Here is a 24,499-nt window from a genome sequence, read left to right as displayed (position 1 = left end):
ATGGATTCCCTGTTGCAAGCCGTGGGCGATTTCGTCGCCCGCAACCATATGTGGGCCGGCGTCATGTTGGGCCTGGTCGTGTTCGTCGAGTCGCTGGCCGTCGTCGGCGCCTTCGTGCCCGCCACCGGCCTGCTGGTCGCGGCGGGCGGTCTGATCGCGGCCGGCGTGCTGGACCCCGTCAATGTCATCGTCGGTTGCGTCATCGGCGCGGTGATCGGCGACGCCATCTCCTACTGGGGCGGACGTCGGCTGGGCGTGCGCTTCCTCCAGCGCCCGATGTTCAAGGCGCACCGCCGCCGCATCGCCTGGACACGTCTGTACTGCCGTCGCTACGGCGTCATGTCGATCTTCGTCGGCCGCTTCTTCGGGCCCTTGCGCGCCTTTGTGCCGCTGACCCTGGGCATGCTCAGGATGCGTCAGCGCGCCTTCCAGTTCGGCAATGTCACATCCGGGATCGTCTGGGTGCTGGCCATGCTGGCGCCGGGCTATCTCGCCGCCCAGGGCCTGGCGAAGATGGAAGTCCTCAGCGAGGCCCACGGCCCCACCCTTCTGATCGGCGCCCTCGCCGTGACCATCCTGATCGTCGCCGTCGTCTATCGCCTGGTGAAGGCCCGCATGAGCCGCAAGTCCGCCATCATGCGCGGGGCGTTACAGGGCCGCTAAGTTCCTCTTCCGGTCGGTGCACCAACGAGACCAGCACCACCGAAATGATCATCAGCAGGAACCAGCTGCCCAGCTTGGCCAGGGACACCATCTCCCACCCGTCGGCCTGCCCCGGATAGACCCAGGCCCGCCCCAGCGTGCCCAGGTTCTCGGCGAACCAGATGAATAGGGCCACCAGGAAATAACCCAGCAGCAGCGGCATCGACCGCCGCTTCCGGTCCGCCGTGAAATAGAACCAGCCCCGCCCGAACAACACAGCGGTTGCGATGAACAGCGCGATGCGCACGTCCGGAAGCCAGTGATGGGCGAAGAAGTTGACGTAGATCGCCGCCGCCAGCACCCAGGTCGTCCACAGCGGCGGATACCTCCGCACCCGAATATGGAAGATGCGCTGCACCCGCGCGATATAGCTGCCGACCGCCGCATACATGAAGCCCGAGAACAGCGGCACCGCCCCGATCCGCAGCAGACTGTCCTCGGGATAGATCCAGGACCCGTGCGCAGTCTTGAACAGTTCCATGATCGTCCCCGCCACATGGAACAGGAAGATCACCCGCGCCTCTTCCCAGCTCTCCAGCCGGAAGATCAGCATCGCCGCCTGGATCACCACCGCCCCTACGGCCAGGAAATCGTAACGGGACACCGGCGCCCCCTCCGGCCAAAGCAGAAACGTCCCCAGGATCAGGGCCAGCATCAGCCCCCCGAACAGACACGCCCACCCCTGCTTCAGCCCGAACCACAGGAACTCATAGGCGTATCGACGCGGTCGGGACCCATCCGCCCACGCCTCCGCCCGCGTCATCAGACGGCGCCCCCAGGCTTCGAGCGGAAGTGCGTGGTTCATCGCATTACCCGTGACGGCGCAGCGAAAAACTTCAAGAGCGGACCGTTCCCGCGCTGCGGCGTTTCAACCGCACTAAAGAAACCCGAGAGCAAATTTCCTGTTCGACATCAGTCTTTAACGCCTGCCGCCTTAGACTTGCCGGCCAGTAGGAGAAGCTTATGTCTTGCGCAGGTTGTAAGGATGGGGCGGGGTTTGACCTGCCGATCACCATGGCGTTCCAGCCGATCGTCGATGTCACGACCCAGACGGTCTTCGCCTACGAGGCCCTGGTGCGGGGCAAGGACGGCCGGGGCGCGGGTCAGGTTCTGTCGCATATCTCCCACGACAACCGCTATGCCTTCGATCAGCTATGCCGCACGACCGCCATCGATCTCGCCGCCGGTCTGGATATGACGGCGGGCGGCGCCAGCCTGTCGATCAACTTCCTGCCCAACGCCGTCTATGAACCGCGCGCTTGCATCCGCGCCACCCTGGCGGCGGCTATGCGCACCAACTTCCCGGTGGATCGGATCATCTTCGAGTTCACCGAGAGCGAGGTGATGGACACCGACCACATCCTCAACATCCTGCGATCCTATCGCGCCATGGGCTTCAAGACCGCCATCGACGACTTCGGCGCCGGCTATGCGGGTCTGGGCTTGCTTACCCTGTTCCAGCCCGACATCGTCAAACTAGACATGGCCCTGGTTCGCGACATCGACACCAACACGGTCAAACGCACCATCGTGCGCAACACGCTGAACATGCTGCGGGACCTGGGTATCCAGCCGGTCTGCGAGGGCATCGAAACCCTGGCCGAACACGATGTCCTGCGCGACCTCGGCGTCGATCTGATGCAGGGCTATCTGCTGGCGAAGCCGGCGCTGGAAGCCTTGTCGCCTGTCGCCTGGCCTGACCAGGCTGCGCCTGCCGTCCTGAGCGCCTGATCGCCGGGTGCCGCCGCTAAACGGCGGACGCGGGGCCTCTGACTATCCCCGCCCGCGATAGGTCGGCACGCCCTGGTCCGGCAGCCACAGCCCCTCGGGCGGCGCGCTGGTCTGCCAGAAGACGTCGATCGGGATGCCGCCGCGCGGATACCAGTATCCGCCGATCCTCAGCCATTTGGGCTCAAGCAGGTCCGCCAGCTTGCGGCCGATGGCGACGGTGCAGTCCTCGTGGAAGGCGCCGTGATTGCGGAAACTGGTCAGATATAGCTTCAGGCTCTTGGACTCGACCAGCCAGTCGCCCGGCGCATAGTCGATGACGATGTGGGCGAAATCCGGCTGGCCCGTCACCGGGCACAGGCTGGTAAACTCCGGCGCCGTGAACCGGGCCAGATACAGCGTGTCCGCATGCGGGTTCGGCACACGCTCCAGCACCGCCGTCTCGGGACTGGTCGGAGCGGCGGTCTGGGCGCCGAGCTGGCTGAGGTTGTCGGTATAGTGGGTCATGCCGGGCATTTAGGCGCTTGCGACCGGCTTGGAAATCCTCCCCCACTCCTACTTCCCTCTCCCATTGGGAGAGGGCTTGAGCGCACGGCGGCGTCAGCCGGCGTCATTGCGCGAAGGGGTGAGGGTCGGACGGCGTGATCTGGCCAACCGACCGACCCTCATCCAGCCCTCCGGGCCACCTTCTCCCAACGGGAGAAGGGAGACGACCAGCTAGCCATCGTAATCCCGGACGGCTTCCCCCACCCTTTCAACGCCTTCGCGGCGACCAGCGTCAATCGACTGATCCTCGATCCGGACCGTCGTATGATGGCCGGTTTTCACCCGCCGTCGCCGCCTGCCCGCTTTCACCCCGCCTCCGACCCGAGATTAGACGAATTAGACTCATTTTTTCGCGCCACCGTCTGAAATCCCCCCGATTGCCTTCCCCGGCGACAGCCCGCTAAGCGTAGCGAAAGAAAACCAAAGGAGACGTCCGTGGCCATTCCCGCTTCGCTGCAAAAAGGTCTGATCCTGCCGATCATTTCGGCGCCGATGTTTCTGGTGTCTGGACCAGATCTGGTGGTCGAGGCCTGCAATGCGGGCGTGATCGGCACCTTCCCGTCGCTGAACCAGCGCACGACCGAGGGCTATCGCGACTGGATTCATGAGATCAAAGGCCGGCTGAAGCCCGAGGCCGCGACTTTCGGTGTCAACCACATCGTCCACCCGACCAACCCCCGGCTGATGGCCGACATGATGGTGTCGGTCGAGGAGAAGGTGCCGCTGATCATCACCTCCCTGGGCGCCGTGCGCGATGTGGTCGACGCGGTCCATGGCTACGGCGGTCAGGTCTTCCATGACATCGCCAACATTCGCCATGCGCGAAAGGCGGCCGAGGCGGGCGTCGATGGTCTGATCCTGGTCGCCAACGGCGCGGGCGGCCATGCGGGCATCATCAACCCCTTCGCCCTGGTCAATGAGGTTCGCAGCTTCTTCAAGGGGACCATCATCCTGTCGGGCGCGCTTTCGACGGGTCAGGACGTGGCGGCCGCCCTGATGCTGGGCGCGGACTTCGCCTATATGGGCACGCGCTTCATCAACACGACCGAGGCCATGGCCGCTGACGCCTACAAGCAGATGGTCATCGACAGCGGCGCGACCGACATCGTCCACACGCCCGCCGTGTCCGGCATCCCCGCCAACTTCATGAGCAAGTCGCTGATCGAAAACGGCATCGATCCGAAGACCTTGCCAGAGCACAAGCTGGACATGGGCGACGAGGCTAAGGCGTGGAAGACCGTCTGGTCCGCCGGCCAGGGCGCGGGCGCCATCCACGACGTCCTGCCGACCGCCGAACTGGTCGCGCGCCTGCGACAAGAGTTCGCTCAGGCCACGGAGGAATTCGCCATCAAGGCCGGAGCACGCTAAAGGCGGCGCAAATCCGCTTCTCTCGCGCTGGAGCCCCCATGATCCGCACGACCATCCTCGCCGCCCTCTCCGTCTCCGCGCTCGCCGTTGCGCTGCCGGCCCCCGCCCAGTCGGCGCCTGGATCCGCCCTGACGTCCGCGCGCGACGCCTGGTCCTTCGAACTGGGCGCGGGCACGGACAACCGCTCCAAGGATGCGTCCAAGTCCGGCAACGACGGCTACGCCTTCGGCTCGGCGACCTGGGAAAGCGCGGACGGCCTGTTCTACGTCGGCCCCGGCTTCCAGACGATCCAGGCCGGCGGCTCCAACGTCGAGGCCGAGTTCGTGGTCGGCTATCAGCCCGAGGCCTTCGGATATCGGTTCGACTTCAACGTCGCCTACAAGAATCGCCTCGACGCCGAGCCCGGCTATGATCAGGACGCCTGGGAGATCACCGGCAACGCTAGCCGCTCGATCGGCCCGGCCAGCGCGCGACTGCAGGTCCAGTATTCGCCCGACGCCGCCGGCTCCACCGACAGCTTCACCTGGGTCGAGGGCCGCCTGGGCTGGGACTTCACGCCCCAGCTGAACGGCACAGTCGCCGTCGGTCGTCGCGAGCAGAACGGCGCGCCCGATTACACCGGCTGGAACGCCGGCGTGACCTACGCCCTCACCGACGCCCTGGAACTGGACCTGCGCTACTACGACACGGACGCCCACACCTTCGGCGAACAGTATGAGGACGCCCTGGTCGCCAAGGTCGCCTACGCCTTCTGATCGCCAGCCCCTTGCGTAACGGTTGTCGGGCGCCCATCTAGGTATGGTCGATCTCTCTGCGTAACGCCGCTGCTCCCTTTGCATCACGCACCGAGGTCCAAAAGCCGATCCCATTCAGACCCGACAGGCCGACCAGGGATCCCTCCCTGCGGTCAACGCCAGACGGAGGTCTCCAAATGGCTACCGGCACTGTAAAATGGTACAACCCCACCAAAGGCTACGGCTTCATCGCGCCTGATGACGGCGGCAAGGACGTCTTCGTCCACGCCTCGGCCGTCGAAACCTCGAGCGTCGGCTCGCTGAACGAAGGCCAGAAGATTTCCTACGAAATCGAGCGCGATTCGCGCTCCGGCAAAGAGTCCGCCGGTCGCCTTACGGCGGCGGAGTAGGACACGCTCCACGCGTCCAACACGAACGAGCCGGCCCCGACCAGGGCCGGCGTGATCGCCTTCGACGGCGAGGTCATCAAACTGATGCCGCTCGGCGGCCGTCGCGTTCGCCTGGACAACGGCCACCTGATCACGGTCCTGCCCTCGCTGGGCGCCCAGACGGGCGTCTCGCTGCTGGGCGACCGCGTGACGGTGGAAATCGCCTTCAATCAGCTGAAGGGCTGGCGCCTGTCGCGCCAGCCCTGAGGCTTCTGCATACGGATGCCGACATGACCCCGCTCGCCGACATGATCCCCGCGATGACCGACGCCGACCTGACGACGCTGCGCGCCAACGCCGCCCGCCTGGTCGAACACGGCGCCTCGACCCAGGTCATGGCCGCCAGCGACATCATCCCGGTCATCGACACCGAAATGGCTCGCCGTGCGGCCCTGCCCAAGCCCGCAAAAGCCCCGGTCAAGCGCGCCGCCCCCAAGAAGAAGCTGCCGCCGGTCACCGGCCACCAGACAGCCCTTCCCTCCAGCTGAGATCAGCCCAGGGCCTGATCCAGATCCGCGATCAGATCCTCGACGTTCTCGACCCCGACCGACAGCCGGATCAGGTTGTCGGTCACGCCGCCCGCCTCGCGCACCTCCTTGGGCACGCTGGCGTGGGTCATGATCGCCGGGTGGTTTACCAGGCTCTCGACCCCGCCTAGCGATTCCGCCAGGGTGAAGACCTGAACCCGCTCCAGCACCCGCTTGGTGCGCTCCAGGTCGCCCTCCAGGATCACCGTCACCATTCCGCCGAACCCGCCGTGCATCTGGCGCGCGGCCAGCTCATGCTGCGGGTGAGCGATCAGGCCGGGATAGATCACCTTGGCGATCCCCGCGCGCGTCTCCAGCCAGCGCGCGATGGTCAGCGCATTCTCGCAGTGCGCCTTCATCCGCAACGCCAGGGTCTTGAGTCCCCGGTTGGCCAGGAAGGCGTCGAAGGGCCCCATGATCCCGCCGACCGAGTTCTGCAGGAACTTGATCCGCGTCGCCAGGTCGGGATCGCCCGTTACCAGCACCCCGCCGATGATGTCCGAATGGCCGTTCAGGTATTTGGTCGCCGAGTGCATCACCACGTCCGCCCCCAGGCTCAGCGGCTGCTGGCAGAACGGGGTGGCGAAGGTGTTGTCCACGACCAGTAGCAACCCATGCGCCTTGGCCACCTTCGACAGGGCGGCGATATCGGCCAGCTTCATCAGAGGATTGGTGGGCGTCTCGACCCACAGCATCTTGGTCTTGGGTGTGATCGCCGCCTCGACCGCCGCGATATCGCTCAGGTCCACATAGGCGAAGTCCAGCCCCATGGTCCGCCGACGCACCCGCTCGAACAGTCGCCATGAGCCGCCGTACAAGTCGTCGCCAGTGACGATGTGATCGCCCGCATCCAGCAGCTCCAGCGCGGTCGAGGTCGCCGCCATGCCCGAGCCGAAGCCGAACCCGTGCGTGCCGCCCTCCAGATCCGCGATACAGGCCTCGAACGCCTCGCGTGTGGGGTTCTTGCCCCGCGCATACTCATAACCCTTGTTCACGCCCGGGCTTTCCTGGGCGTAGGTCGAGGTGGCGTAGATCGGCGTCATCACCGCGCCCGTGGTCGGGTCAGGATGTTGTCCCGCATGGATGGCGCGGGTCGAAAAGCCCTGGCTGTTCTTGTTGTCGCTCATGGGCTTATCGGTTCAGGCTGAGATGGTTGATCAGGTCAGTGCGGGTGATCAGACCGACGAACCGCTCACCGTCCAGCACGATGGCCACGCGGTCGCGGTCGAAGACGGGGATCAGGGCGTCCAGAGGCTCATTGACCTGAAGCGTGTCCAGATCGCGGGTCATGGCCGAGGCCACCGGCTTGGCGAACCGTTCTTTCCGCGTGATCTCGTCAGTGTTCATGATGCGGATTAGGTCGCTTTCATCTAGGATCCCGACCAGCCGGCCGTCTTCGATGATCGGCAGTTGCGATACGTCGGCGCCCTTCATCCGCTTGAAGGCGGTGTCCAGGGTATCGCCCGGCCCGGCGACGACGACATCGCCCTTCTCGTATTTGCGGTTGATCAGGTCCGACAGGTCGCCGTGCAGCTCGCGCTCGCCCAGGCCCTGATCCGCCAGCCAAGCGTCGTTATAGACCTTGGACAGATATTTGGCCCCAGTGTCGCAGACGAAGGTGACGCAGGTCTTGGCCTCCGTCTGCTCGCGGCACCAGCGCAGGGCCGAGGCGATCAGGGTGCCGGACGACGAGCCGGCCAGAATACCTTCCTTAAGCAGCAGTTCGCGCGCCGTGGCGATCGCCTCGGCGTCGGGGATCGAATAGGCCTTGTCGATCAGGCTCATGTCCGCCGTATCGGGCACGAAGTTCTGGCCGATTCCCTCGACGGTGTAGCTGCCTTCCGGCCCCGGCACGCCGTCGTTGACGATGCCGGCCAAGGTCGAGCCGACGGGATCGGCCAAGATGATCTGGGCCTTCGAGCCAACGCTCTTCAGAAACTGCGCCACGCCCGTGATCGTGCCGCCCGAGCCGATGCCGGCGACGAAGGCGTCGATGTCGCCGCCCGTCTGCTCCCAGATTTCGGGGCCCGTCGTATTCACATGGGCCTCGGCGTTGGCGGCGTTGGCGAACTGGTTGACGTAGAAGCCGCCGGGAATGCCTTGGGCCAGACGCTCGGCCATGTCGGTGTAATATTCCGGATGGCCATGCGGGACGTCCGAACGCGTCAGACGAACATCGGCGCCCATCGCCCTGAGATGCTGGATCTTTTCCTTGGACATCTTGTCCGGGATGACCAGAAGCACCTTATACCCCCGGGCCCGACCGACCAGCGTCAGCGCCAGGCCGGTGTTGCCCGCCGTCGCCTCCACGATGGTGCCGCCTTCCTTCAGGAAGCCTTCGCGCTCGGCGGCGTCCAGCATGGAGATGGCGATCCGGTCCTTGATCGAACCGCCGGGGTTCTGGGACTCCAGCTTCAGCAGCAGGCGGCACGGGCCGGTGTCGATCTTCGTCACCTCCACCATCGGCGTCTTGCCGATCAGATCCAGCGGCGACGAGACGGTCGCGCTCAGGGCGGGGGCGGTCAGGGACATCGAAAACTCCATTCGGGGCGGGCGGAAGCTGAAGCCCCGCCTTCACATGGTCAACTCACGCAAGATTTGACCCCTCAAGATTTACTCAAGGGCGCGGTTCCGCGCTACGAAAGACATAATGACCAAATCATCCAAGAGGCCGCCCGCCGGTCTCCCCGACAAAGACACCCTCGTCGCCTTTCTGCGCGAGGCCGGATCGGCCGAGAAGACCGACATCGCGCGCCATTTCGGGCTGAAAGGCGGTGACCGCCGGGCCCTGCGCGAAATGATCCGCGAGTTGGAAGCCGAAGGGCGACTGGGCAAGCGCGGTCGCAAGGGCTTTTCCGAAGCCGGCGCCCTGCCCCCCGTCGGCGTCGCCGATGTGATCGAACGCGACGGCGACGGCGAACTCCATGTCCGCCTGGTCGAGGCCAGCGCCGACGCGCCGCGCGCCATCCTGATGCCCGACAAGTCCAAGCCCGGCCCCGCACCGGGCCTGGGCGACCGGGTGCTGGTCAAGTTCCAGCGCGGCGGCGACGGCTGGGAGGCCCGGCTGATCAAGAAGCTGGACGTCGGAGCCAACCGCGTCCTGGGCGTCATCCGCAAATCGGCGCGCGAGACCCGCGTCGAGCCGGTCGACCGCCGCTCCAAGGACGTGCTGCTGGTGCCCCAGGCCCAGTCCGGCGACCTGCGCGACGGCGACCTGGTCCTGGCCGCCGTCGAAAAGGGCGACCAACGCTATGGCCCCAAGCGCGGCAAGATTCTGGAACATATCGGCAAGGAGGATGACCCCCGCGCCGCCTCCCTGATCGCCATCCACGCCCACGGCGTCCCGACCGGATTCTCCGAAGCGGTCGAACGCGAGGCCGAGGATCAGGCCCTGCCGACGCTGAAGGGGCGCGAAGACCTGCGCGAGGTCCCCTTCATCACCATCGACCCCGCCGATGCGCGCGACCACGACGACGCCGTCTATGCGGCGCGCGACGAGGATCCGAAAAATGAAGGCGGGTGGATCGTCTGGGTCGCCATCGCCGACGTCGCCGCCTACGTCCGCCCCGGCAGCCAGCTGGACCGCGAGGCGCGCGACAAGGGCAACTCGACCTATTTCCCCGATCGGGTCGAGCCGATGCTGCCGGAGGTGTTGTCGAACGGTCTGTGTAGCCTGAAGGAGGGCGAGAACCGCGCCTGTCTCGCCGTGCGGATGGTCTTCGACAAGGACGGCCGAAAGACCGGACATAGGTTCGTGCGCGGTTTGATGCGGTCGCACGCCAAGCTCAGCTACGAGCAGGCGCAGGCCGCCATCGATGGACAACCGGACGACACGACCGGCCCGATCATGGAGGCGATCCTCTATCCGCTGTGGAACGCTTATCACGCCATGCTGAAGGGCCGGCTGAAGCGCAGCCCGCTGCAGATCGAGTCGGCCGAACGCCGCATCCGCATGGCGCCCGATGGCGGCATCGCCTCCATCGAAAAGCGCGCTTCGCTGGAGGCGCACCGGCTGATCGAAGAGATGATGATCCAGGCCAACGTCTGCGCCGCCGAAACGCTGGAGCAGAAGAAGACGCCGCTGATCTACCGCGTGCACGACACACCCAGCCAGGAGAAGATCTTCAACCTGGCCGACTTCCTGTCGACTATCGGCAAGCCCTGGAACAAGGGCGAGCCCGGCACGACCAAGCGGTTCAACAAACTGCTGGACGAGACCCGCAACACCGAACACGCCGATGTCGTCAACGAGGTGGTCCTGCGCAGCCAGATGCAGGCGATCTACAGCCCCGAGAATATCGGCCACTTCGGCCTGAACCTGGATCGCTACGCCCACTTCACCTCGCCGATCCGGCGTTATTCCGACCTGATCGTCCACCGCGGCCTGATCCGGGCGCTGAATCTGGGCAAGGACGGACTGACCGACCGCGAGATCGCCGAACTGCCGGCCATCGCCGAGGGCGTGACCATGACCGAGCGCAGGTCGATGGCCGCCGAGCGCGACGCAATGGATCGCTATATCGCCGCCTATCTGGAAGAGCACGTCGGCGCGACCTTCGCCGGGCGGATCACCGGCGTGACGCGGTTCGGCCTGTTCATTCGTCTGGAGGACACGGGCGCGGACGGCCTGGTGCCCGTCTCCACGCTCGGCAGCGAATACTTCACCCACGACGACCGCGCCCACGCCCTTGTCGGCGAACGCACGGGTAAACGCTTCACCCTGGGCCGCATGGTGGAGGTCAAGCTGCGCGAGGCGACCCCCGTCACGGGTGGCTTGGTGTTCGAAATGCTCAGCGAGCCCGAACCCCGCGATCCCAACGCCCCGGCCCCACGCTACGGCATTCGCGGACGCGGCGGTGACGGCCCGCCGATGCGCGGCAAGAACCGCCCTGGCGGCCCCAAGCCCCGCAACGGCTCCAAACCCTCCGGCGGCCTGAAGGGTGTGAGGAAGGGCAAGCGCAAGTGACCCCTTTCGACGCCGCTCAGGATCTGGCCGACGCCCCGCGTGTCGGCGGGGCTCAGCGGCCGAAGGATGCGGCGACGCTGATCCTGACGCGTGGCGGCGATCGGCCCGAGGTGCTGATGGGGCGGCGCGCGCCTGGCCATGTGTTCATGGCGTCGAAGTGGGTGTTTCCGGGTGGGCGGATCGATCGCAGCGACTTCAACGCCGCCGCGACGGATGAGTTGTCGGGCGAGGTTGCGCGGCGACTGGAAGGCGAATTGCCCGCTCGCCGTGCGCGCGCCCTGGCCCTGACGGCGGTGCGCGAGACGTTCGAGGAGACAGGGCTCATTCTGGGGCGGCCGGCGCCCCGCGCCTCCGTCGCCGGACCTTGGCGCGAGTATCGCCAGGCCGGCGCCCTGCCCGATCTGTCGGTCCTATCCTATGTCGCGCGCGCAATTACGCCGCCGGGCCGGACCCGCCGGTTCGACGCCCGCTTCTTCATGGCCCCGGCCGATGCCCTGCTGAGCCCGGAGCCGACCGCGGGGTCGGGCGAATTGGACGAGATCGCCTGGCTGCCGTTGGACGAGGCGCGCGCACTGGACCTGCCCGCCATCACCCGGTTTGTGTTGGGGGAGTTGGCCGAGCGGTTGAAACACCCGAACCGGCCCCTGCCCTTCGTGCGGATGGTGCGGGGTCGGCACACGGTCGAACACAGGGACTGAAATGGCCGGAACGACGATCACCCTGCGCCTGACGATCGCCGATCCGGTCGCGGGCGTCGCCTACAGCCTGCAGGACAAGGCGAACATGCCGGTCGAGCCGCGCATCGCCGCAGACGGCCCGATCAGCTTCGACGCGCCCGTCACCCTGTCCGAGGATGGCCGTCTGACCGGCCCCTTCGTGCGGCGCGAGGGCGCGACGCGGCGGTTCGTCTATATCGCGATCGGCACGTCGGCAGGCCAGCACGCCAGCGAATGGAGTCGACGCGCCAAGATCGACGTTCACGACATTCCCGCCGATCTGCTGGCCCACGCGCGCCAAGGCGAGGTGCTGGAAGTCGTCCTGCCCGGCCGCGCCAAGGACGGCGGTCCCGCCTGCGCCACCGTGCGGCCGATCCGGACCTGGCGCGCAGTCTGACCCTAGTCGGCCATCGGCTTGGTCAGGTCGAACTCCACGCGGAAATGCCGGTTGGGACGTCGCAGTTCGTAGGCGAACATCCGGTCGGGGTGAACCTCCATCGCCCAGGTATTGGTGGTCGAGACCGCCGCGTCGTTTTCGTTGAACAGGGCGATCGATTCGGCGTCGACCGGGAATTCCTGACGCTCGGCCGTGCCGGCGTTGACCGTATCGCCGCCATACCAATGCAGCACGTCGGTCGTGCCGTCCGCATGTCGGTGATCGTGCTTCAGCCGAAGGCCCGTGTCGGTCTTGGTCACGACCCAGGTGCGCGAACGATCCGACCCCACGGCGAAGGGAATACGCACCTCGTCCGGCGAACAGTCGCGGACCTGCATGACCAGCCGCTCGCTGGCGAACCTGGCGTCGGCGGCGTCGGTGGTGACGACACGGCCTTCGAATCGTTGGCCACACAGGGCGTTCAAGCGCGCCAGGAAATCGTCCTGGGACTGAGCCGGATCGGCCGTTGCAACGCCGACGCATGACAAGGCCATCAGGGCCGCAGCGGCCAGCAGGGATGCGATTTTCATGCGGTCAGACTATATGTGCGTTCCGCCTCATCAACGTGGCATCGCGCCCGTTGACTTTGGGTCGATCCTGAGTATGTTCCGCGCCTCTTATTTTAAGCGGCTTTCGCCGTCGCAGAGGTAATTCCGATGGCCAAACCGGCTTCCATCAAGATCCGCCTGAACTCCACGGCCGACACCGGCTTCTTCTATGTCACCAAGAAGAACGCCCGCACCATGACCGAGAAAATGGTCGTCAAGAAGTACGACCCTGTCGTGCGCAAGCATGTCGAGTTCAAGGAAGGCAAGATCAAGTAAGTCCTTGATCCGCTGAGAATTGAAAACGCCCGGCTGGTCTCCAGCCGGGCGTTTTTCGTTGTCTGGACGCCCGAGTCACGCCGCCTTGGCGATGACCCGGTTGCGACCGGCGGCCTTGGCCTCATAGACCCCCTCGTCGGCGCGCTTCAGCAGGCCTTCGGGCGTGTCGCCGTCGCCGGTCGTAGCGGCCACGCCGATCGAGATGGTGATGGTGATCTGCTCCTTGCCGCCCATGACGCGGAACGGCGCGGAGGCGACGTCGCGGCGAATCCGTTCGGCGACACGGCCGGCGTCTTCCAGACTGGCGCCCGGCATGACCACCACGAACTCCTCGCCGCCCATGCGGCAAGGCAGGTCCACAGCCCGGACATTGGTGGCCAGGCGCACGGCGAACTCCACCAGCACCTCATCACCAGCGTCGTGGCCGAAGCTGTCGTTGACCGACTTGAAGTGGTCGATGTCCAGAACCAGCACGGCCACCTGGGCCCCGCCCTGGGCCGCACGACCCACCAGCGCCTGCAACTGGCCGGTCATGTAGCGCCGGTTGTGCAGGCCGGTCAGGGCGTCGGTGACGGCCATTTCCATGCTGCTGTCCAGCTTCTGGCGCAGGAAGTCGGTGTAGCGTTTGCGACGGATCTGGGTGCGAACCCGCGCCGACAGTTCTTCGGTATCGACAGGGCGCGGCAGGATGTCGGCGGCGCCCAGTTCCAGCGCCTTGATCATGCGCGGCCTTTCGGTCGGCTCCACGATCGCCAGGATCGGTGCGCGGCGGGCATCGCCCGACTTGGCCTGAGCGACGATCCGAAGGCCGTCGAAGCTGGCGGCGGCGACGTTGACGATGATCAGGTCCAGCGCGCCCTTGGCCGCAACCAGCGCCGCCTCGGGATCCGTTTCGATGGTGACGCGATGTTCGCCGCCCAGTTCCTGGGCGATCTTCTCGGCCTGACGCTGGTCGTCGTCGACGATCAGAACGCGCCCGCCCTCGCTACGCAGCCGCGCAGCATTGTCCGAATCGACGCCCAGGCGACGGCCGCTTTCCTCGCGCTCGCGCAGCTCGTCCATGACGTGCTTCAGCCGCGTCAGCGACTTGACCCGCGCGAACAGGATGACGTCGTCGATGGGCTTGGTCAAGAAGTCGTCGGCTCCGGCCTCAAGCCCCTTGATCCGATCCTCGCGCCCGTCCAGCGCCGTGACCAGCACGACGGGAATATGGCGCGTCTCGGCCTGGGCCTTCAGCCGTCGGCATGTCTCGAACCCGTCCATGCCGGGCATCATGACGTCCAGCAGGATCAGGTCCGGCTGGTGCTCGGCGGCGATGGCCAGGGCTGACAGGCCGTCGTTACAGGTCAGCACATCGTAATATTCGATGGTCAGCTTGGCTTCGAGCAGGCGGACGTTCACGTCCACATCGTCGACGACGAGGATACGGGCGCTCATCCGAGGTGCTGCCGGATGGTTTCAAGGAAATGCATGACCGAGATCGGCTTGGAGATATAGGCCTCGCAGCCGCCCTGACGTATCCGCTCCTCATCGCCCTTCATGGCGAATGCGGTGACGGCGATGACGGGGATGTGGTTCAGCTCCTCGTCGTCCTTCAGCCATTTGGTGACCTCCAGGCCCGAGATTTCAGGCAACTGGATATCCATCAGGATCAGGTCGGGATGATGGGCGCGCGCCAAGGCGAGCGCCTGCAAGCCCTCGCGGGTCTGCAGGGTCTCATAGCCCTGGGAATCGAGCAGATCATGAAAAAGCTTCATGTTCAGCTCGTTATCCTCGACGATGAGGACTTTCTTGGACATCATCACCTGACCTGCGCGCCCCTCGAACGCGGGACGCCTCGTTGGTCGCATTCGTAGGCGCCCAGTCTTAAGTTGGGGTGAAGCCAACCTTACGGAGACCTTAAGCGTGGCCATCAAGGCCATCTGTCGCGACTGCCTGTGGACCGGCGAAGATCCCGCCGGGCCGCGCGAGAACCGCTGTCCGGCGTGCGGATCTCGGCGCGTGGTCGCAGACGCCGAACTGGACCAGTTGTCGATCGCCCACATGGACTGCGACGCCTTCTACGCCTCAGTGGAGAAGCGCGACCGGCCAGAGTTGCGCGACAAGCCGGTGATCGTCGGCGGCGGAAAGCGCGGCGTGGTCTCCACCGCCTGCTATGTCGCGCGTCAGTATGGCGTCGGCTCCGCCATGCCCATGTTCAAGGCGCTGAAGGCCTGTGCCGAGGCCGTTGTGATCAGGCCGGACTTCACCAAATACGTCTTCGAATCGCAGCGCATTCTGGGGGCGTTGGGACAGCTGACCCCCTTGATCCAGCCCTTGTCGCTGGATGAGGCCTGGGTCGATCTGTCGGGCACAGAGCGACTGAACGGCGGCCCCCCGGCGCTGCAGCTGATCCGCTTTCAGAAACAGATCGAGGAGGAGACCGGCCTGACCGTCTCCATCGGCCTGGCGCCCAACCGCTTTCTGGCCAAGATGGCGTCGGAGATGGACAAGCCGCGCGGTTTCTCCGTCGTCGGCGCCGCCAACGCCCAGGCCCTGCTCGCGCCGCGCCCCGTCACCGCCCTGCCGGGCGTCGGGCCGGTATTCGGCAAGGCGCTACGCAGCGACGGCTATTCGACCATCGGTGATCTGGCGCGGGCAGACGTGCGCGACCTAGTCAAACGCTACGGCGAATCCGGTCTGCGCCTGCACGATTTGGCCCACGCCCGCGACGCGCGCGCCGTGAACCCCGAGCGCGATCGCAAAGGGATGAGCGCCGAAACCACCTTCAACGAAGACCTGACGTCGGCCGAAGCGCTGGAGGCCGAGCTGTGGCCCCTGTGCGAGAAGCTGGCGTCCAAAGCCCGGCGCGACGGGGTCGCCAGCCGGGTGCTGGTGCTCAAGCTGCGCCGCACCGACTTCAAGATCGTGACCCGACGCGTCACCCTGCCCGATCCGGTGCAGACGGCGCGCGCCTTGTTCGCTGCGGGGCGCGATCTGCTAAAGCCGGAGCTGGGCCGCCCCTATCGTCTGATCGGTATCGGCATGGCGGACGTGCAGGACGCGGAGGACGCGCCCGCCGGCCTGTTCCAGACCAGTGAGACGCGCGCCTTGAAGACAGAGCGTGCCATCGACGTGCTGCGCGAAAAGTTCGGCAAGGACGCAGTGGTGGCGGGCCGTGCGCTGAAGCCGTAGGACAGGGCATGGATCTCGCTAAACGCGCCTATGACCATGGCTTTCGCCTGGACCCGATCGTCCGCAGTCTGCTGGACACAGACTTCTACAAGCTGCTGATGCTGCAGATGATCTGGCGCGAGCATCGCGACGTGCCGGTCGTCTTCCAGGTCATCAACCGCACCAAGGCTGTGCGTCTGGCTGACGAAGTTGATATCGACGCCTTGCGCGAACAGCTGGATCATGCCCGCACCTTGCGCTTCACCAACAAGGAACTGGTCTGGCTGGCGGGCAACAGCTTCTATGGCGTGAAGCAGATCTTCTCGCCCGACTTCATCGCCTGGCTGACCGACTATCGCCTGCCAGACTACGAGCTGTCGGTTCAGGACGGGCAGTATGTGCTGACCTTCTCGGGCGCCTGGGCCGAGGTGACGCTGTGGGAAATCCCGGCGCTGGCGATCCTAAACGAGCTGCGCTGCCGGGTCGGGATGCGGCGGCTGGGCCGGTTTGAGCTGGACATCCTGTATTCGCGCGCCAAGACGCGGCTGTGGTCCAAGGTCGAGCGGCTGCGGCTCTTGCCCGACCTCGCCCTGTCCGACTTCGGCACGCGGCGGCGGCACGGCTTCCTTTGGCAACGCTGGTGCATTCAGGCGTTGAAGGAGGGGCTGGGCAAATCCTTCATCGGCACATCCAACGTCCTGCACGCCATGGAGAACGATCTGGAAGCCATCGGCACCAACGGCCACGAACTGCCGATGGTTCTAGCGGCCCTGGCGCCCGACGACGCGGCGTTGGCCCAGGTGCCGTATGCGGTGCTGGACGAATGGCGCAGGCATTACGCGGGCAACCTGCTGATCGTCCTGCCCGACGCCTTCGGCACCGAGGCGTTTCTGGAGCAGGCGCCCGATTGGGTCGCGGACTGGACCGGCTTCCGTCCGGACTCGGCCCCGCCCATCCCGGCCGGCGACCGCCTGATCGACTGGTGGCGCGCGCATGGGCGCGACCCCAAAGAGAAGCTGCTGATCTTCTCCGACGGGATGGACATCGACGGGATCGAGGCGACCCACGCCCATTTCCACAGTCGCGCGCGTCTCAGCTTCGGCTGGGGCACCAATCTGACCAATGATTTCCGCGACTGTTCGCCCGCCTTCGCGCCGGAACTGGAGCCGATCTCCTTGGTCTGCAAGGTGGTCGAGGCCGGCGGTCGCCCCGCCGTCAAACTGTCGGACAATCCCGCGAAAGCGGTCGGCGATCCCGGCGAGATCGAACGCTATCGCCGTGTCTTCGGCGTGCGCGGTCTGACGGCTCAACCCGTCACGGTCTGAAACTCGGCCTTAAGCCCATCGTGCGACAAGGCGGGCATGAGCGCCTTTTTCGACAAGATGCGTCGCCGCGCCGGCCGCTATCTCGATGTCCGTCCTGCCGACGTGCGGGCCGCGCGCGGCGTCCTCAGCCTGTCGTTCGACGACATCCCGGCATCGGCCTGGACCGAGGCCGGGCCGATCCTGGCTCAGCACGGGGTCAAGGCGACCTACTATGTCTGTGGAGGGCTGTCGGGCGGTCGCAATCTGGACCTGCCCCAGTTTGAGGTGGAGCATCTGCAAGCCCTCCACGAGGCCGGGCACGAAGTCGGATGCCACACCTATGAGCATGTCTCGACCCTGACCCTTTCGCCGGCCGAACTGGACGCCAGCCTGGCCCGCAACGCCGCCTGGGTGGCCGAACGGCTGGACGGATACGAAATGCAGACTTTCGCCTATCCGTTCGGGGATTGCGCCTTGGGATCAAAAGCGGTGATTGACAAACGCTTCCTTTGCGGGCGCGGCGTCCGCGACGGGATCAACGCCGGGCGTACGGATCGCAATCTGCTACAGGCCATCGGCCTGGAGAGCCGTCGTCTGCCCGGCTACGACCTGGAGGCGCTGGTGGCGGAGACGGCTTCATCCAAAGGCTTGCTGATCGCCTACGGCCACGACGTCAGCGACGCCCCGACGCCGTATGGTTGCCGTCCGGAGGACATCGATCGATTGATCCGACTGGCCAAGGCGGCCGACTTGGATATTCAGCCGGTCGCGGCGGCGTGGCGGATGGCGACAGCCTGAAATCAGGCGGCGTTACGCCGATCCGCCCAGGCGATCAGCTCCTTGCGGGGCCAGATCATCAGCCATGACCGGGCAGTGTATTCCCCGCTGTCGATCAGCGCCTTGCGCGACGCCGACGCCGTCGCCGCCCGTTCGGTATGGATCTCGCCGGGTCCTTGATGGACCATGAAGGCGCCGCCCTTCAGCGGGTTCAGGCGCAGGTGCGCCAGGCGGGGGCTGATCTCGGTCAGGGGTGGGTCGTAGAACCAGCTGGAGCCGATCATGCCGGCCAGTTCGGACCGCGCGCGGCACAGTTCAGCCGCTGTCGCCCAGGCCTCGTTCCAGCCGTCCTCGTTGAAGCCGCGCAACCAGCGGCTCTCGGTGTGAACCTCCAGCCAAGGCTCGCGCTTGGCGCCCGCCGCCAGATAGCGGAACAGCGGCTTGAGGCCCCAGCCGTCGCGAACGTGTTTGACGATCTGGCCCGGCCCGACCGGCGACGACAGGTCGATCACCTGACTTTTCGCGCCCGGCACGCTGAGCGCCAGGGTGAAGCGCACGTCCTTGGACCAGTGGTCAAAAACGTAGTCGCCCTCGGCCTTGTCCAGAAAACCCGCCAACTGTTCGATCCAGTAGGGATAGAGGGCCATGACCTCGGCCGGCAGGTTCATCGCCGCTGAACGGTCGGGCAGTTGCAGCGCCCAGGCAGCAACCAAACCCCGACGCACATCGTCCGATGCATCAGCGCCCAACAGCGCATCCACCGCCTTGGCCGGCATTTCGAAGTCCCAATGCGGCGCGGCCTCGGCGGCCTTCTGCGCGGCCGGGATTACGGCGGCGTCCACACGCGCGCGGTCGCCGGGAGACAACCGCGCCAGCACGGCATGGAAGGCGGCGACGTCGGGGGTCAGATGCATATCCATGATCGCACCATGACACGGTGCGGTTGGCGAACCTTTAAAGCGCGCCGAACGGGTGACGCCGCCCTTGCCCCGCGCTAAACCGCGCCCAGATAAACAGGAGCCCCCATGAGTATCGAAGCCCGCATCGCCGAACTCGGCCTCACCCTGCCGGAACCCGCCAAGCCGGTGGCAAGCTATGTCTCCTATGTCCGCTCGGGCGATCAGGTCACCATCTCGGGCCAGCTGTCGAACGACGCCTCGGGCGGGATCAAGGGCACGGTCGGCGTGGACGTGACGCCGGAACAGGCCACGGAGGCCGCCCGCCTGTGCGGTCTGAACCTGATCGCCCAGATCAAGGCGGCCTGCGACGGCGATCTGGACCGGGTGGTCCGCATCGTCAAACTGGGCGGCTTCGTTCAGGCCGGTCCCGACTTCATCGCCATTCCCGCCGTGATCAACGGCTGCTCGGACCTGATGGTCGAGGTCTTCGGCGATGCGGGCAAGCACGCCCGGTCGGCCGTCGGCGTCTACAAACTGCCGCTCGGTTTCGCTGTGGAGATCGATGCGATCGTGGAGATCCGCTGATCTTTCAGATCTCGGTTCACGAAGGCATCGCCGATATCGGCCGCGAGGCCTGGGAGGCGTGCGCGCGTCCCACCGGCGACCCCTTCGTCTCCTACGATTTCCTGCACGCCTGCGAGGCGTCTGGCAGCGCCGCGCCGCGCCAGGGCTGGGCGCCACGCCATCTGGCCCTGAGGGGTGACGACAACGCCGTCCTGGGCGTCATGCCCCTCTATCTGAAGGGCAACAGCCAAGGCGAATACGTCTTCGACCATAGCTGGGCCGACGCCTATGAACGGGCCGGCGGGCGTTACTACCCCAAACTGCTTGGCGCTGTGCCCTTCACGCCTGCGACCGGACCGCGCTTCCTGAACCACCCAGAGACCGACGCCGCCACGGTGCGCCAGGCCCTGATCCAGGGGGCGGTGACCCTGGTCGAACGGCTTGGCGTGTCGTCACTGCACGTCAACTTCCCAACCGAAGCCGACTGGTCAGCCATGACCGAGGCGGACCTGCTGCCACGCCAGGACATCCAGTTCATCTGGCGCAATAACGGCTATCGGACCTTCGACGATTTCCTGGCCGCCCTGTCGGCCAACCGCCGCAAGACCATCAAGCGCGAGCGCCGCGACGCTCAGGCCGATCTGGATATCCGCGTCCTGACCGGCGCCGACATCACCGAGGCCCACTGGGACGCCTTTTTCGCCTTCTACATGGACACAGGCTCGCGCAAGTGGGGTCGGCCCTATCTGACGCGCGACTTCTTCAGCCGCGTCGGGGCCACCTTGGCCGACCGGATCGCCTTGGTCATGGCGTTTCAGGATGAGACGCCCATCGCCGGCGCCCTGAACTTCATTGGCCGCGACGCGCTTTACGGCCGCCAGTGGGGCACGCTGGAAGACGTGCCGTTCCTGCATTTCGAGCTTTGCTACTATAAGGCTATCGAATTCGCCATTTCGCGTGGCCTGTCCCGCGTCGAAGCCGGGGCCCAGGGCGACCACAAAATCGCGCGCGGCTACCTGCCCTCCCCCGTCTATTCCGCCCATTTCATCGCAGACCCCGCCCTGCGCGATCCCGTTGCCCGCTATCTGGACGGCGAACGCCCGGCCGTCGCGGCGGAGATTCGGGCGATGACCGAGGAACTCTCGCCCTACAAGCAGGCGTAAGTCGTCAGCTGATCCAGCTGGTTTCGCAACGATCCTGCCGCCACCCGTTGAGCGTCCGGGAATAGAAGCAAGTCTGGCCACCACCGCCCAACATGACCCATTCCTGACCGACCGACAGCGCGGCCCGTGTTCTCGAAAGAGAATAGGTCGGAGGCTCGACGGAAAACCAAGGATGAAATTCGCCGGTCATATCGCTCTGATGGCGACGCGGCTCAGGCAGCCCTAAAGAACGCCAATCGCATTTCGCCCTTGCCTCCAACCGCATTCCTCCAGTGACGCCCTCCGGAGAAAATTCCTTCAACGCTTGCGCCATCAAAGCGCAGTCTGCGGAAGTGACGTGCTCTGATCTAACGATGGGAACGGTGAAAGCTGCCCAAAGCGAAGCGAGCACCGTCACAACTGCCAAGCCTGCCGCCGTGGGCTTTACCCATTTGTCGGAGGCGTCGAGCCTTCCCCGCCAGATCAGATCGAAGGCTACCCACGAGACGGTGGCCAGCATGCCGAAACCGGTCATCCAGGGGTATACTGAGGCGCGGTTGTCGAAGTTCAGACGCACCATGAGTTCCGCGAGAACAAAAGCGCAGATCAACAAGACACTCGCCGCCAACGAGTAGGCGGCGATCCGGCTAGGTGATCTTTTCGAAAGCCAATCGTAGGTGCGATCCGCAGCCAGCAGACAGATCGCAAATGCCACCACAAAGATGACGTCACCCTGGAAACTGAAACCTTGAAACCAGACGGCGATAGCGAGGACCAAAACGGTCAACGCCGCCATTATAACGACCGAGGCTCTCCACACCTTTAGATTCATTACGCCCCTCCACTGCCTAGTTCGCCAGCGACTTGAAACATTAAAAAGGCCCGGCTGCTGCCAGCCGGGCCTTTCGCCATCACCTTTTTAAGGATCAGGCCGTCTCTTCTTCCTCGGCCTTCGCGGGCGCGCTGGCGCTCGTGATGTCGAAGTCGATCTTGCCGTCCTTCAGCTGGACCCTGACGTGTCCGCCGCGCGTCAGGCGGCCGAACAGGATGTCGTCGGCCAGCGGCTTCTTGATCGAGTCCTGGATGACCCGCGCCAGCGGACGCGCGCCATACAGTTCGTCGAAGCCGTTCTTGGCCAGCCAGTCGGCGGCTTCGTCGGTCAGTTCGATGGTGATGTTGCGGTCCGCCAGCTGGGCTTCCAGCTGCAGGATGAACTTGGTCACCACCGAACGGATCGTATCGGCCTGCAACGGCTTGAAGGCCACGATGGCGTCCAGGCGATTGCGAAACTCCGGCGCGAACAGGCGCTGGATGGCCTTGTCATCCTCGCCCTCGACCTTGCCCCGGCCGAAGCCGATGGAGGCGCGCGCGTTGTCGGCGGCCCCGGCGTTGGTGGTCATGATGAGGATGACGTTCCTGAAATCGACCTTCTTGCCGACCGCGTCGGTCAGCATGCCGTTGTCCATCACCTGCAGCAGGATGTTGTAGACATCCGGGTGCGCCTTTTCGATCTCGTCCAGCAGCACGACGGCGTGCGGATGCTGGTCGACCGCGTCGGTCAACAGCCCGCCCTGGTCGTGACCGACATAGCCGGGAGGCGCGCCGATCAGACGGCTGACCGTGTGGCGCTCCATATATTCCGACATGTCGAAACGCTGCATCTCGATGCCCAATGTGGCGGCGAGCTGCTTGGCGACCTCGGTCTTGCCGACGCCGGTCGGGCCGCTGAACAGGAAGCTGCCGATCGGCTTGTTCGGATCACGAAGACCTGCCCGCGCCAGCTTCATGGCCGCCGACACCTGTTCGATGGCCTGTTCCTGACCGAAGACGGCGCGCTTCAGGTCGGTTTCCAGTTCGCGCAGGCTTTCGGTGTCAGACTTGGACACCGACTTGGCCGGTATGCGGGCCATCTTGGCGATGACGGCCTCGACCTCCTTCTGACCGATGACCTTCTTCCTCTTGGATTCGGTCAGCAGCATCTGCGACGCCCCGGCCTCGTCGATTACGTCGATCGCCTTGTCCGGCAGTTTGCGGTCGGTCATGTAGCGCGCCGACAGTTCCACCGCCGTGCGCACGGCGCTGTCGGTATAGCGGACCTTGTGGTGCTGCTCGTAGTAGGTCTTCAGGCCCTTCAGGATCTTCACCGTATCCTCGACCGTCGGCTCGTTGACGTCGATCTTCTGGAAGCGACGCACCAGGGCGCGGTCCTTTTCGAAGTGCTGGCGATATTCCTTGTAGGTCGTTGATCCCATGCAGCGCAGCGTGCCGGACGCCAGGGCCGGTTTCAGCAGGTTCGAGGCATCCATCGCCCCGCCCGAGGTCGCGCCCGCACCGATCACCGTGTGGATCTCGTCGATGAAGAGCACGGCGTTGTCGTGGTTCTCCAACTCCTTGACCACCTGCTTCAAGCGCTCCTCGAAGTCGCCGCGATAGCGGGTGCCGGCCAGCAACGCGCCCATATCGAGCGAATAGATGGTGGCGTCCTTCAGGACGTCGGGCACCTCGCCGTTGACGATCTTGCGGGCCAGACCTTCGGCGATGGCGGTCTTGCCGACGCCGGGGTCGCCCACGAGAAGCGGGTTGTTCTTGGTCCGACGGCACAGGATCTGGATCGAGCGATCCACCTCGGCCTGACGACCGATCAGGGGATCGACCTTGCCCTGGCGCGACTTCTCGTTGAGGTCGACGCAATAGGCTTCCAGCGCCTCGCCGCCCTGTTTGACGGCGGAAGCATCCTCGGCCTCTTCGGGCGAAGCGCCTTTGGCCGGACGGGCCTCGTTGGCGCCCGCCTTCTTGGCGATGCCGTGGGCGATAAAGTTGACCGCGTCATAGCGCGTCATGTCCTGCTCTTGCAGGAAGTAGGCGGCGTGGCTCTCGCGCTCGGAGAAGATGGCGACTAGGACGTTGGCGCCGGACACTTCCTCGCGGCCGGACGACTGGACGTGGATCACCGCGCGCTGGATCACGCGCTGGAAGCCGGCGGTCGGCTTGGCGTCCTCGCCGTCGCTGGTGGCCAGGGCGGCCAGGTCGTTGTCGACATAGAGGGTCAGCGCCGCTTTCAACGCCGACAGATCGACGTTGCAGGCCTGCATGACGCCGGTCGCATCGGGATCGTCGATCAGCGCGAGCAGCAGGTGCTCGAGCGTCGCATACTCGTGCCTGCGCGCATTGGCGTATCCCACCGCGCGGTGCAGGGTTTCTTCGAGAGGACGGGAAAATGAAGGCATAGGGAGGCTCCTCTCAGTCCTTTTCCATCGTGCATTGCAAAGGGTGCTGGTGGCGGCGCGCCGTCTCGATGACCTGCGCGACCTTGGTCTCGGCGACTTCGTAGGTGAAGACGCCGCAGACGCCGACGCCATGCTGATGCACATGCAGCATGATGCGGGTGGCCTCTTCCCGGCTCTTTTGGAAGAACCGCTCCAGCACATAGACGACGAATTCCATCGGCGAATAGTCGTCGTTCAGAATCAGCACTCGATAGAGCGAGGGCTTTTGCAGCTTCGGCTTTGTTTCGGTGACGACGGCGGTTCCTTGACCGCCGCCGGTCTCACCGGGCCTTTGTATGGGCATTCGTGTTCCGTAATCGGGGAGTCGTCTTGGCTCTCAGATAGGGAATGATGGCCTGAATTGAAGCGGCGTCCAGTCACGGCTTTCGTGAAGGGCG

27 protein-coding genes are annotated in these 24,499 nt (G+C 65.4%); 16 read left to right on the top strand and 11 right to left on the bottom strand.

The features are described from left to right. Positions 1 to 663: a DedA family protein gene (locus tag ASF31_RS11690; RefSeq protein WP_055754803.1), complete on the top strand. Its 663-nt coding sequence runs from the start codon at positions 1 to 3 to the stop codon at positions 661 to 663. On the opposite strand, the gene ASF31_RS11685 is transcribed toward ASF31_RS11690, so the two are convergent. Beyond that, a complete protein-coding gene (locus ASF31_RS11685) occupies positions 635 to 1,507 on the bottom strand; it encodes a DUF817 domain-containing protein (RefSeq protein WP_156356029.1) in 873 nt (290 codons plus the stop codon). The two genes, ASF31_RS11690 and ASF31_RS11685, sit on opposite strands and share 29 nt — an antisense overlap. Before the next feature lie 158 nt (positions 1,508 to 1,665). On the opposite strand from ASF31_RS11685, the gene ASF31_RS11680 reads away from it, so the two are divergent. Beyond that, the gene (locus tag ASF31_RS11680) at positions 1,666 to 2,433 is read left to right on the top strand and encodes an EAL domain-containing protein (RefSeq protein WP_055754801.1); all 768 of its coding nucleotides are present in this window, start codon (positions 1,666 to 1,668) and stop codon (positions 2,431 to 2,433) included. Between the two features lie 42 nt (positions 2,434 to 2,475). On the opposite strand, the gene queF is transcribed toward ASF31_RS11680, so the two are convergent. Further along, positions 2,476 to 2,937 (bottom strand): preQ(1) synthase, encoded by a 462-nt coding sequence (queF, locus tag ASF31_RS11675; protein WP_055754921.1) that lies wholly within the window; start codon positions 2,935 to 2,937, stop codon positions 2,476 to 2,478. 474 nt (positions 2,938 to 3,411) lie between these two features. Between queF and ASF31_RS11670 the strand changes: the two genes are divergently transcribed. From ASF31_RS11670 to ASF31_RS11650, 5 genes are all read left to right on the top strand, one after another. Further along, positions 3,412 to 4,344, top strand: coding sequence for a nitronate monooxygenase family protein (locus ASF31_RS11670; RefSeq protein WP_055754800.1), 933 nt, complete (start codon positions 3,412 to 3,414; stop codon positions 4,342 to 4,344). A gap of 38 nt (positions 4,345 to 4,382) precedes the next feature. Beyond that, positions 4,383 to 5,099, top strand: a complete 717-nt coding sequence (locus ASF31_RS11665) for a TorF family putative porin (protein ID WP_055754799.1) — start codon at positions 4,383 to 4,385, stop codon at positions 5,097 to 5,099. Between the two features lie 176 nt (positions 5,100 to 5,275). Continuing rightward, on the top strand, positions 5,276 to 5,488 hold the full coding sequence (locus ASF31_RS11660; RefSeq protein WP_008260450.1) for a cold-shock protein: 213 nt from the start codon (positions 5,276 to 5,278) through the stop codon (positions 5,486 to 5,488). Positions 5,489 to 5,539: 51 nt separating this feature from the next. After that, complete coding sequence (locus tag ASF31_RS11655; protein WP_055754798.1) at positions 5,540 to 5,734, top strand: hypothetical protein; 195 nt, start codon at positions 5,540 to 5,542, stop codon at positions 5,732 to 5,734. A gap of 23 nt (positions 5,735 to 5,757) precedes the next feature. Further along, entirely contained in the window at positions 5,758 to 6,015 is a 258-nt protein-coding gene (locus ASF31_RS11650; RefSeq protein WP_055754797.1) for a hypothetical protein, read from the top strand. A gap of 2 nt (positions 6,016 to 6,017) precedes the next feature. On the opposite strand, the gene ASF31_RS11645 is transcribed toward ASF31_RS11650, so the two are convergent. Further along, positions 6,018 to 7,181 carry a cystathionine gamma-synthase gene (locus tag ASF31_RS11645; RefSeq protein ID WP_055754796.1) on the bottom strand — a complete coding sequence of 388 codons (1,164 nt, stop codon included), beginning with the start codon at positions 7,179 to 7,181 and terminating at the stop codon, positions 6,018 to 6,020. 4 nt (positions 7,182 to 7,185) lie between these two features. Beyond that, positions 7,186 to 8,586: a cystathionine beta-synthase gene (locus ASF31_RS11640; RefSeq protein ID WP_055754920.1), complete on the bottom strand. Its 1,401-nt coding sequence runs from the start codon at positions 8,584 to 8,586 to the stop codon at positions 7,186 to 7,188. Between the two features lie 118 nt (positions 8,587 to 8,704). Between ASF31_RS11640 and rnr the strand changes: the two genes are divergently transcribed. From rnr to ASF31_RS11625, 3 genes are read left to right on the top strand one after another with little or no spacing between them, the layout of a single operon-like run. Then, entirely contained in the window at positions 8,705 to 11,020 is a 2,316-nt protein-coding gene (rnr, locus tag ASF31_RS11635; RefSeq protein ID WP_055754795.1) for a ribonuclease R, read from the top strand. Next, a complete protein-coding gene (locus ASF31_RS11630; RefSeq protein WP_055754794.1) occupies positions 11,017 to 11,718 on the top strand; it encodes an NUDIX domain-containing protein in 702 nt (233 codons plus the stop codon). Before rnr ends, ASF31_RS11630 begins: the two co-directional genes overlap by 4 nt. 1 nt (position 11,719) lies before the next feature. Then, positions 11,720 to 12,133, top strand: a complete 414-nt coding sequence (locus ASF31_RS11625) for a DUF5990 family protein (protein WP_055754793.1) — start codon at positions 11,720 to 11,722, stop codon at positions 12,131 to 12,133. Positions 12,134 to 12,135: 2 nt separating this feature from the next. On the opposite strand, the gene ASF31_RS11620 is transcribed toward ASF31_RS11625, so the two are convergent. Next, a complete protein-coding gene (locus ASF31_RS11620) occupies positions 12,136 to 12,702 on the bottom strand; it encodes a hypothetical protein (protein ID WP_055754792.1) in 567 nt (188 codons plus the stop codon). Positions 12,703 to 12,828: 126 nt separating this feature from the next. Here ASF31_RS11620 and rpmG point away from each other — a divergent pair, with 126 nt between their 5' ends. After that, positions 12,829 to 12,996 (top strand): 50S ribosomal protein L33, encoded by a 168-nt coding sequence (gene rpmG / locus ASF31_RS11615; protein ID WP_003164451.1) that lies wholly within the window; start codon positions 12,829 to 12,831, stop codon positions 12,994 to 12,996. A 75-nt stretch (positions 12,997 to 13,071) separates the two neighbouring features. Here rpmG and ASF31_RS11610 read toward each other — a convergent pair whose 3' ends face one another. Both ASF31_RS11610 and ASF31_RS11605 read right to left on the bottom strand, forming a co-directional pair. Next, entirely contained in the window at positions 13,072 to 14,433 is a 1,362-nt protein-coding gene (locus tag ASF31_RS11610; RefSeq protein WP_045810078.1) for a PleD family two-component system response regulator, read from the bottom strand. Next, positions 14,430 to 14,795 (bottom strand): response regulator, encoded by a 366-nt coding sequence (locus ASF31_RS11605; RefSeq protein WP_164952723.1) that lies wholly within the window; start codon positions 14,793 to 14,795, stop codon positions 14,430 to 14,432. Before ASF31_RS11605 ends, ASF31_RS11610 begins: the two co-directional genes overlap by 4 nt. Positions 14,796 to 14,901: 106 nt before the next feature. Between ASF31_RS11605 and ASF31_RS11600 the strand changes: the two genes are divergently transcribed. The 3 genes from ASF31_RS11600 to ASF31_RS11590 are packed head-to-tail and all read left to right on the top strand — an operon-like array spanning position 14,902 to position 18,251. Beyond that, complete coding sequence (locus tag ASF31_RS11600; RefSeq protein ID WP_082465130.1) at positions 14,902 to 16,170, top strand: DNA polymerase IV; 1,269 nt, start codon at positions 14,902 to 14,904, stop codon at positions 16,168 to 16,170. Between the two features lie 8 nt (positions 16,171 to 16,178). Beyond that, entirely contained in the window at positions 16,179 to 17,474 is a 1,296-nt protein-coding gene (pncB, locus tag ASF31_RS11595) for a nicotinate phosphoribosyltransferase (protein WP_055754791.1), read from the top strand. A gap of 36 nt (positions 17,475 to 17,510) precedes the next feature. Next, a complete protein-coding gene (locus ASF31_RS11590; RefSeq protein ID WP_055754790.1) occupies positions 17,511 to 18,251 on the top strand; it encodes a polysaccharide deacetylase family protein in 741 nt (246 codons plus the stop codon). A 2-nt stretch (positions 18,252 to 18,253) separates the two neighbouring features. Here ASF31_RS11590 and ASF31_RS11585 read toward each other — a convergent pair whose 3' ends face one another. Further along, positions 18,254 to 19,150, bottom strand: coding sequence for a hypothetical protein (locus ASF31_RS11585; protein WP_055754789.1), 897 nt, complete (start codon positions 19,148 to 19,150; stop codon positions 18,254 to 18,256). 105 nt (positions 19,151 to 19,255) lie between these two features. On the opposite strand from ASF31_RS11585, the gene ASF31_RS11580 reads away from it, so the two are divergent. Further along, positions 19,256 to 19,714, top strand: coding sequence for a RidA family protein (locus ASF31_RS11580; RefSeq protein WP_055754788.1), 459 nt, complete (start codon positions 19,256 to 19,258; stop codon positions 19,712 to 19,714). Continuing rightward, entirely contained in the window at positions 19,711 to 20,856 is a 1,146-nt protein-coding gene (locus ASF31_RS11575) for a GNAT family N-acetyltransferase (RefSeq protein ID WP_055754918.1), read from the top strand. Before ASF31_RS11580 ends, ASF31_RS11575 begins: the two co-directional genes overlap by 4 nt. A gap of 4 nt (positions 20,857 to 20,860) precedes the next feature. Here ASF31_RS11575 and ASF31_RS11570 read toward each other — a convergent pair whose 3' ends face one another. The 3 genes from ASF31_RS11570 to clpS all read right to left on the bottom strand — a co-directional run bounded on the left by ASF31_RS11570 (position 20,861) and on the right by clpS (position 24,405). Beyond that, entirely contained in the window at positions 20,861 to 21,667 is an 807-nt protein-coding gene (locus ASF31_RS11570; protein ID WP_055754787.1) for a hypothetical protein, read from the bottom strand. A gap of 94 nt (positions 21,668 to 21,761) precedes the next feature. After that, on the bottom strand, positions 21,762 to 24,062 hold the full coding sequence (clpA, locus tag ASF31_RS11565) for an ATP-dependent Clp protease ATP-binding subunit ClpA (protein WP_026108343.1): 2,301 nt from the start codon (positions 24,060 to 24,062) through the stop codon (positions 21,762 to 21,764). A 13-nt stretch (positions 24,063 to 24,075) separates the two neighbouring features. Beyond that, positions 24,076 to 24,405, bottom strand: coding sequence for an ATP-dependent Clp protease adapter ClpS (gene clpS, locus ASF31_RS11560; RefSeq protein ID WP_017504641.1), 330 nt, complete (start codon positions 24,403 to 24,405; stop codon positions 24,076 to 24,078). Between the last annotated feature and the right edge of the window lie 94 nt (positions 24,406 to 24,499).

The sequence above is a fragment of the Brevundimonas sp. Leaf280 genome, from assembly GCF_001422455.1.
Taxonomy (GTDB): Bacteria; Pseudomonadota; Alphaproteobacteria; order Caulobacterales; family Caulobacteraceae; genus Brevundimonas.
The sequence above is the reverse complement of the archived record's forward strand: the minus strand, read 5'-3'. Positions and strand labels throughout refer to the sequence as shown.

Bases quoted from the DNA above. Each gene is read 5' to 3' on its own strand.
- ASF31_RS11690 (WP_055754803.1), top strand. From the start codon at position 1: ATGGATTCCCTGTTGCAAGCCGTGGGCGATTTCGTCGCCCGCAACCAT.
- ASF31_RS11685 (WP_156356029.1), bottom strand. From the start codon at position 1,507: ATGAACCACGCACTTCCGCTCGAAGCCTGGGGGCGCCGTCTGATGACG.
- ASF31_RS11680 (WP_055754801.1), top strand. From the start codon at position 1,666: ATGTCTTGCGCAGGTTGTAAGGATGGGGCGGGGTTTGACCTGCCGATC.
- queF (WP_055754921.1), bottom strand. From the start codon at position 2,937: ATGACCCACTATACCGACAACCTCAGCCAGCTCGGCGCCCAGACCGCC.
- ASF31_RS11665 (WP_055754799.1), top strand. From the start codon at position 4,383: ATGATCCGCACGACCATCCTCGCCGCCCTCTCCGTCTCCGCGCTCGCC.
- ASF31_RS11660 (WP_008260450.1), top strand. From the start codon at position 5,276: ATGGCTACCGGCACTGTAAAATGGTACAACCCCACCAAAGGCTACGGC.
- ASF31_RS11650 (WP_055754797.1), top strand. From the start codon at position 5,758: ATGACCCCGCTCGCCGACATGATCCCCGCGATGACCGACGCCGACCTG.
- ASF31_RS11645 (WP_055754796.1), bottom strand. From the start codon at position 7,181: ATGAGCGACAACAAGAACAGCCAGGGCTTTTCGACCCGCGCCATCCAT.
- ASF31_RS11640 (WP_055754920.1), bottom strand. From the start codon at position 8,586: ATGTCCCTGACCGCCCCCGCCCTGAGCGCGACCGTCTCGTCGCCGCTG.
- rnr (WP_055754795.1), top strand. From the start codon at position 8,705: ATGACCAAATCATCCAAGAGGCCGCCCGCCGGTCTCCCCGACAAAGAC.
- ASF31_RS11625 (WP_055754793.1), top strand. From the start codon at position 11,720: ATGGCCGGAACGACGATCACCCTGCGCCTGACGATCGCCGATCCGGTC.
- ASF31_RS11620 (WP_055754792.1), bottom strand. From the start codon at position 12,702: ATGAAAATCGCATCCCTGCTGGCCGCTGCGGCCCTGATGGCCTTGTCA.
- rpmG (WP_003164451.1), top strand. From the start codon at position 12,829: ATGGCCAAACCGGCTTCCATCAAGATCCGCCTGAACTCCACGGCCGAC.
- ASF31_RS11610 (WP_045810078.1), bottom strand. From the start codon at position 14,433: ATGAGCGCCCGTATCCTCGTCGTCGACGATGTGGACGTGAACGTCCGC.
- ASF31_RS11605 (WP_164952723.1), bottom strand. From the start codon at position 14,795: ATGTCCAAGAAAGTCCTCATCGTCGAGGATAACGAGCTGAACATGAAG.
- pncB (WP_055754791.1), top strand. From the start codon at position 16,179: ATGGATCTCGCTAAACGCGCCTATGACCATGGCTTTCGCCTGGACCCG.
- ASF31_RS11590 (WP_055754790.1), top strand. From the start codon at position 17,511: ATGAGCGCCTTTTTCGACAAGATGCGTCGCCGCGCCGGCCGCTATCTC.
- ASF31_RS11585 (WP_055754789.1), bottom strand. From the start codon at position 19,150: ATGGATATGCATCTGACCCCCGACGTCGCCGCCTTCCATGCCGTGCTG.
- ASF31_RS11580 (WP_055754788.1), top strand. From the start codon at position 19,256: ATGAGTATCGAAGCCCGCATCGCCGAACTCGGCCTCACCCTGCCGGAA.
- ASF31_RS11570 (WP_055754787.1), bottom strand. From the start codon at position 21,667: ATGAATCTAAAGGTGTGGAGAGCCTCGGTCGTTATAATGGCGGCGTTG.
- clpA (WP_026108343.1), bottom strand. From the start codon at position 24,062: ATGCCTTCATTTTCCCGTCCTCTCGAAGAAACCCTGCACCGCGCGGTG.
- clpS (WP_017504641.1), bottom strand. From the start codon at position 24,405: ATGCCCATACAAAGGCCCGGTGAGACCGGCGGCGGTCAAGGAACCGCC.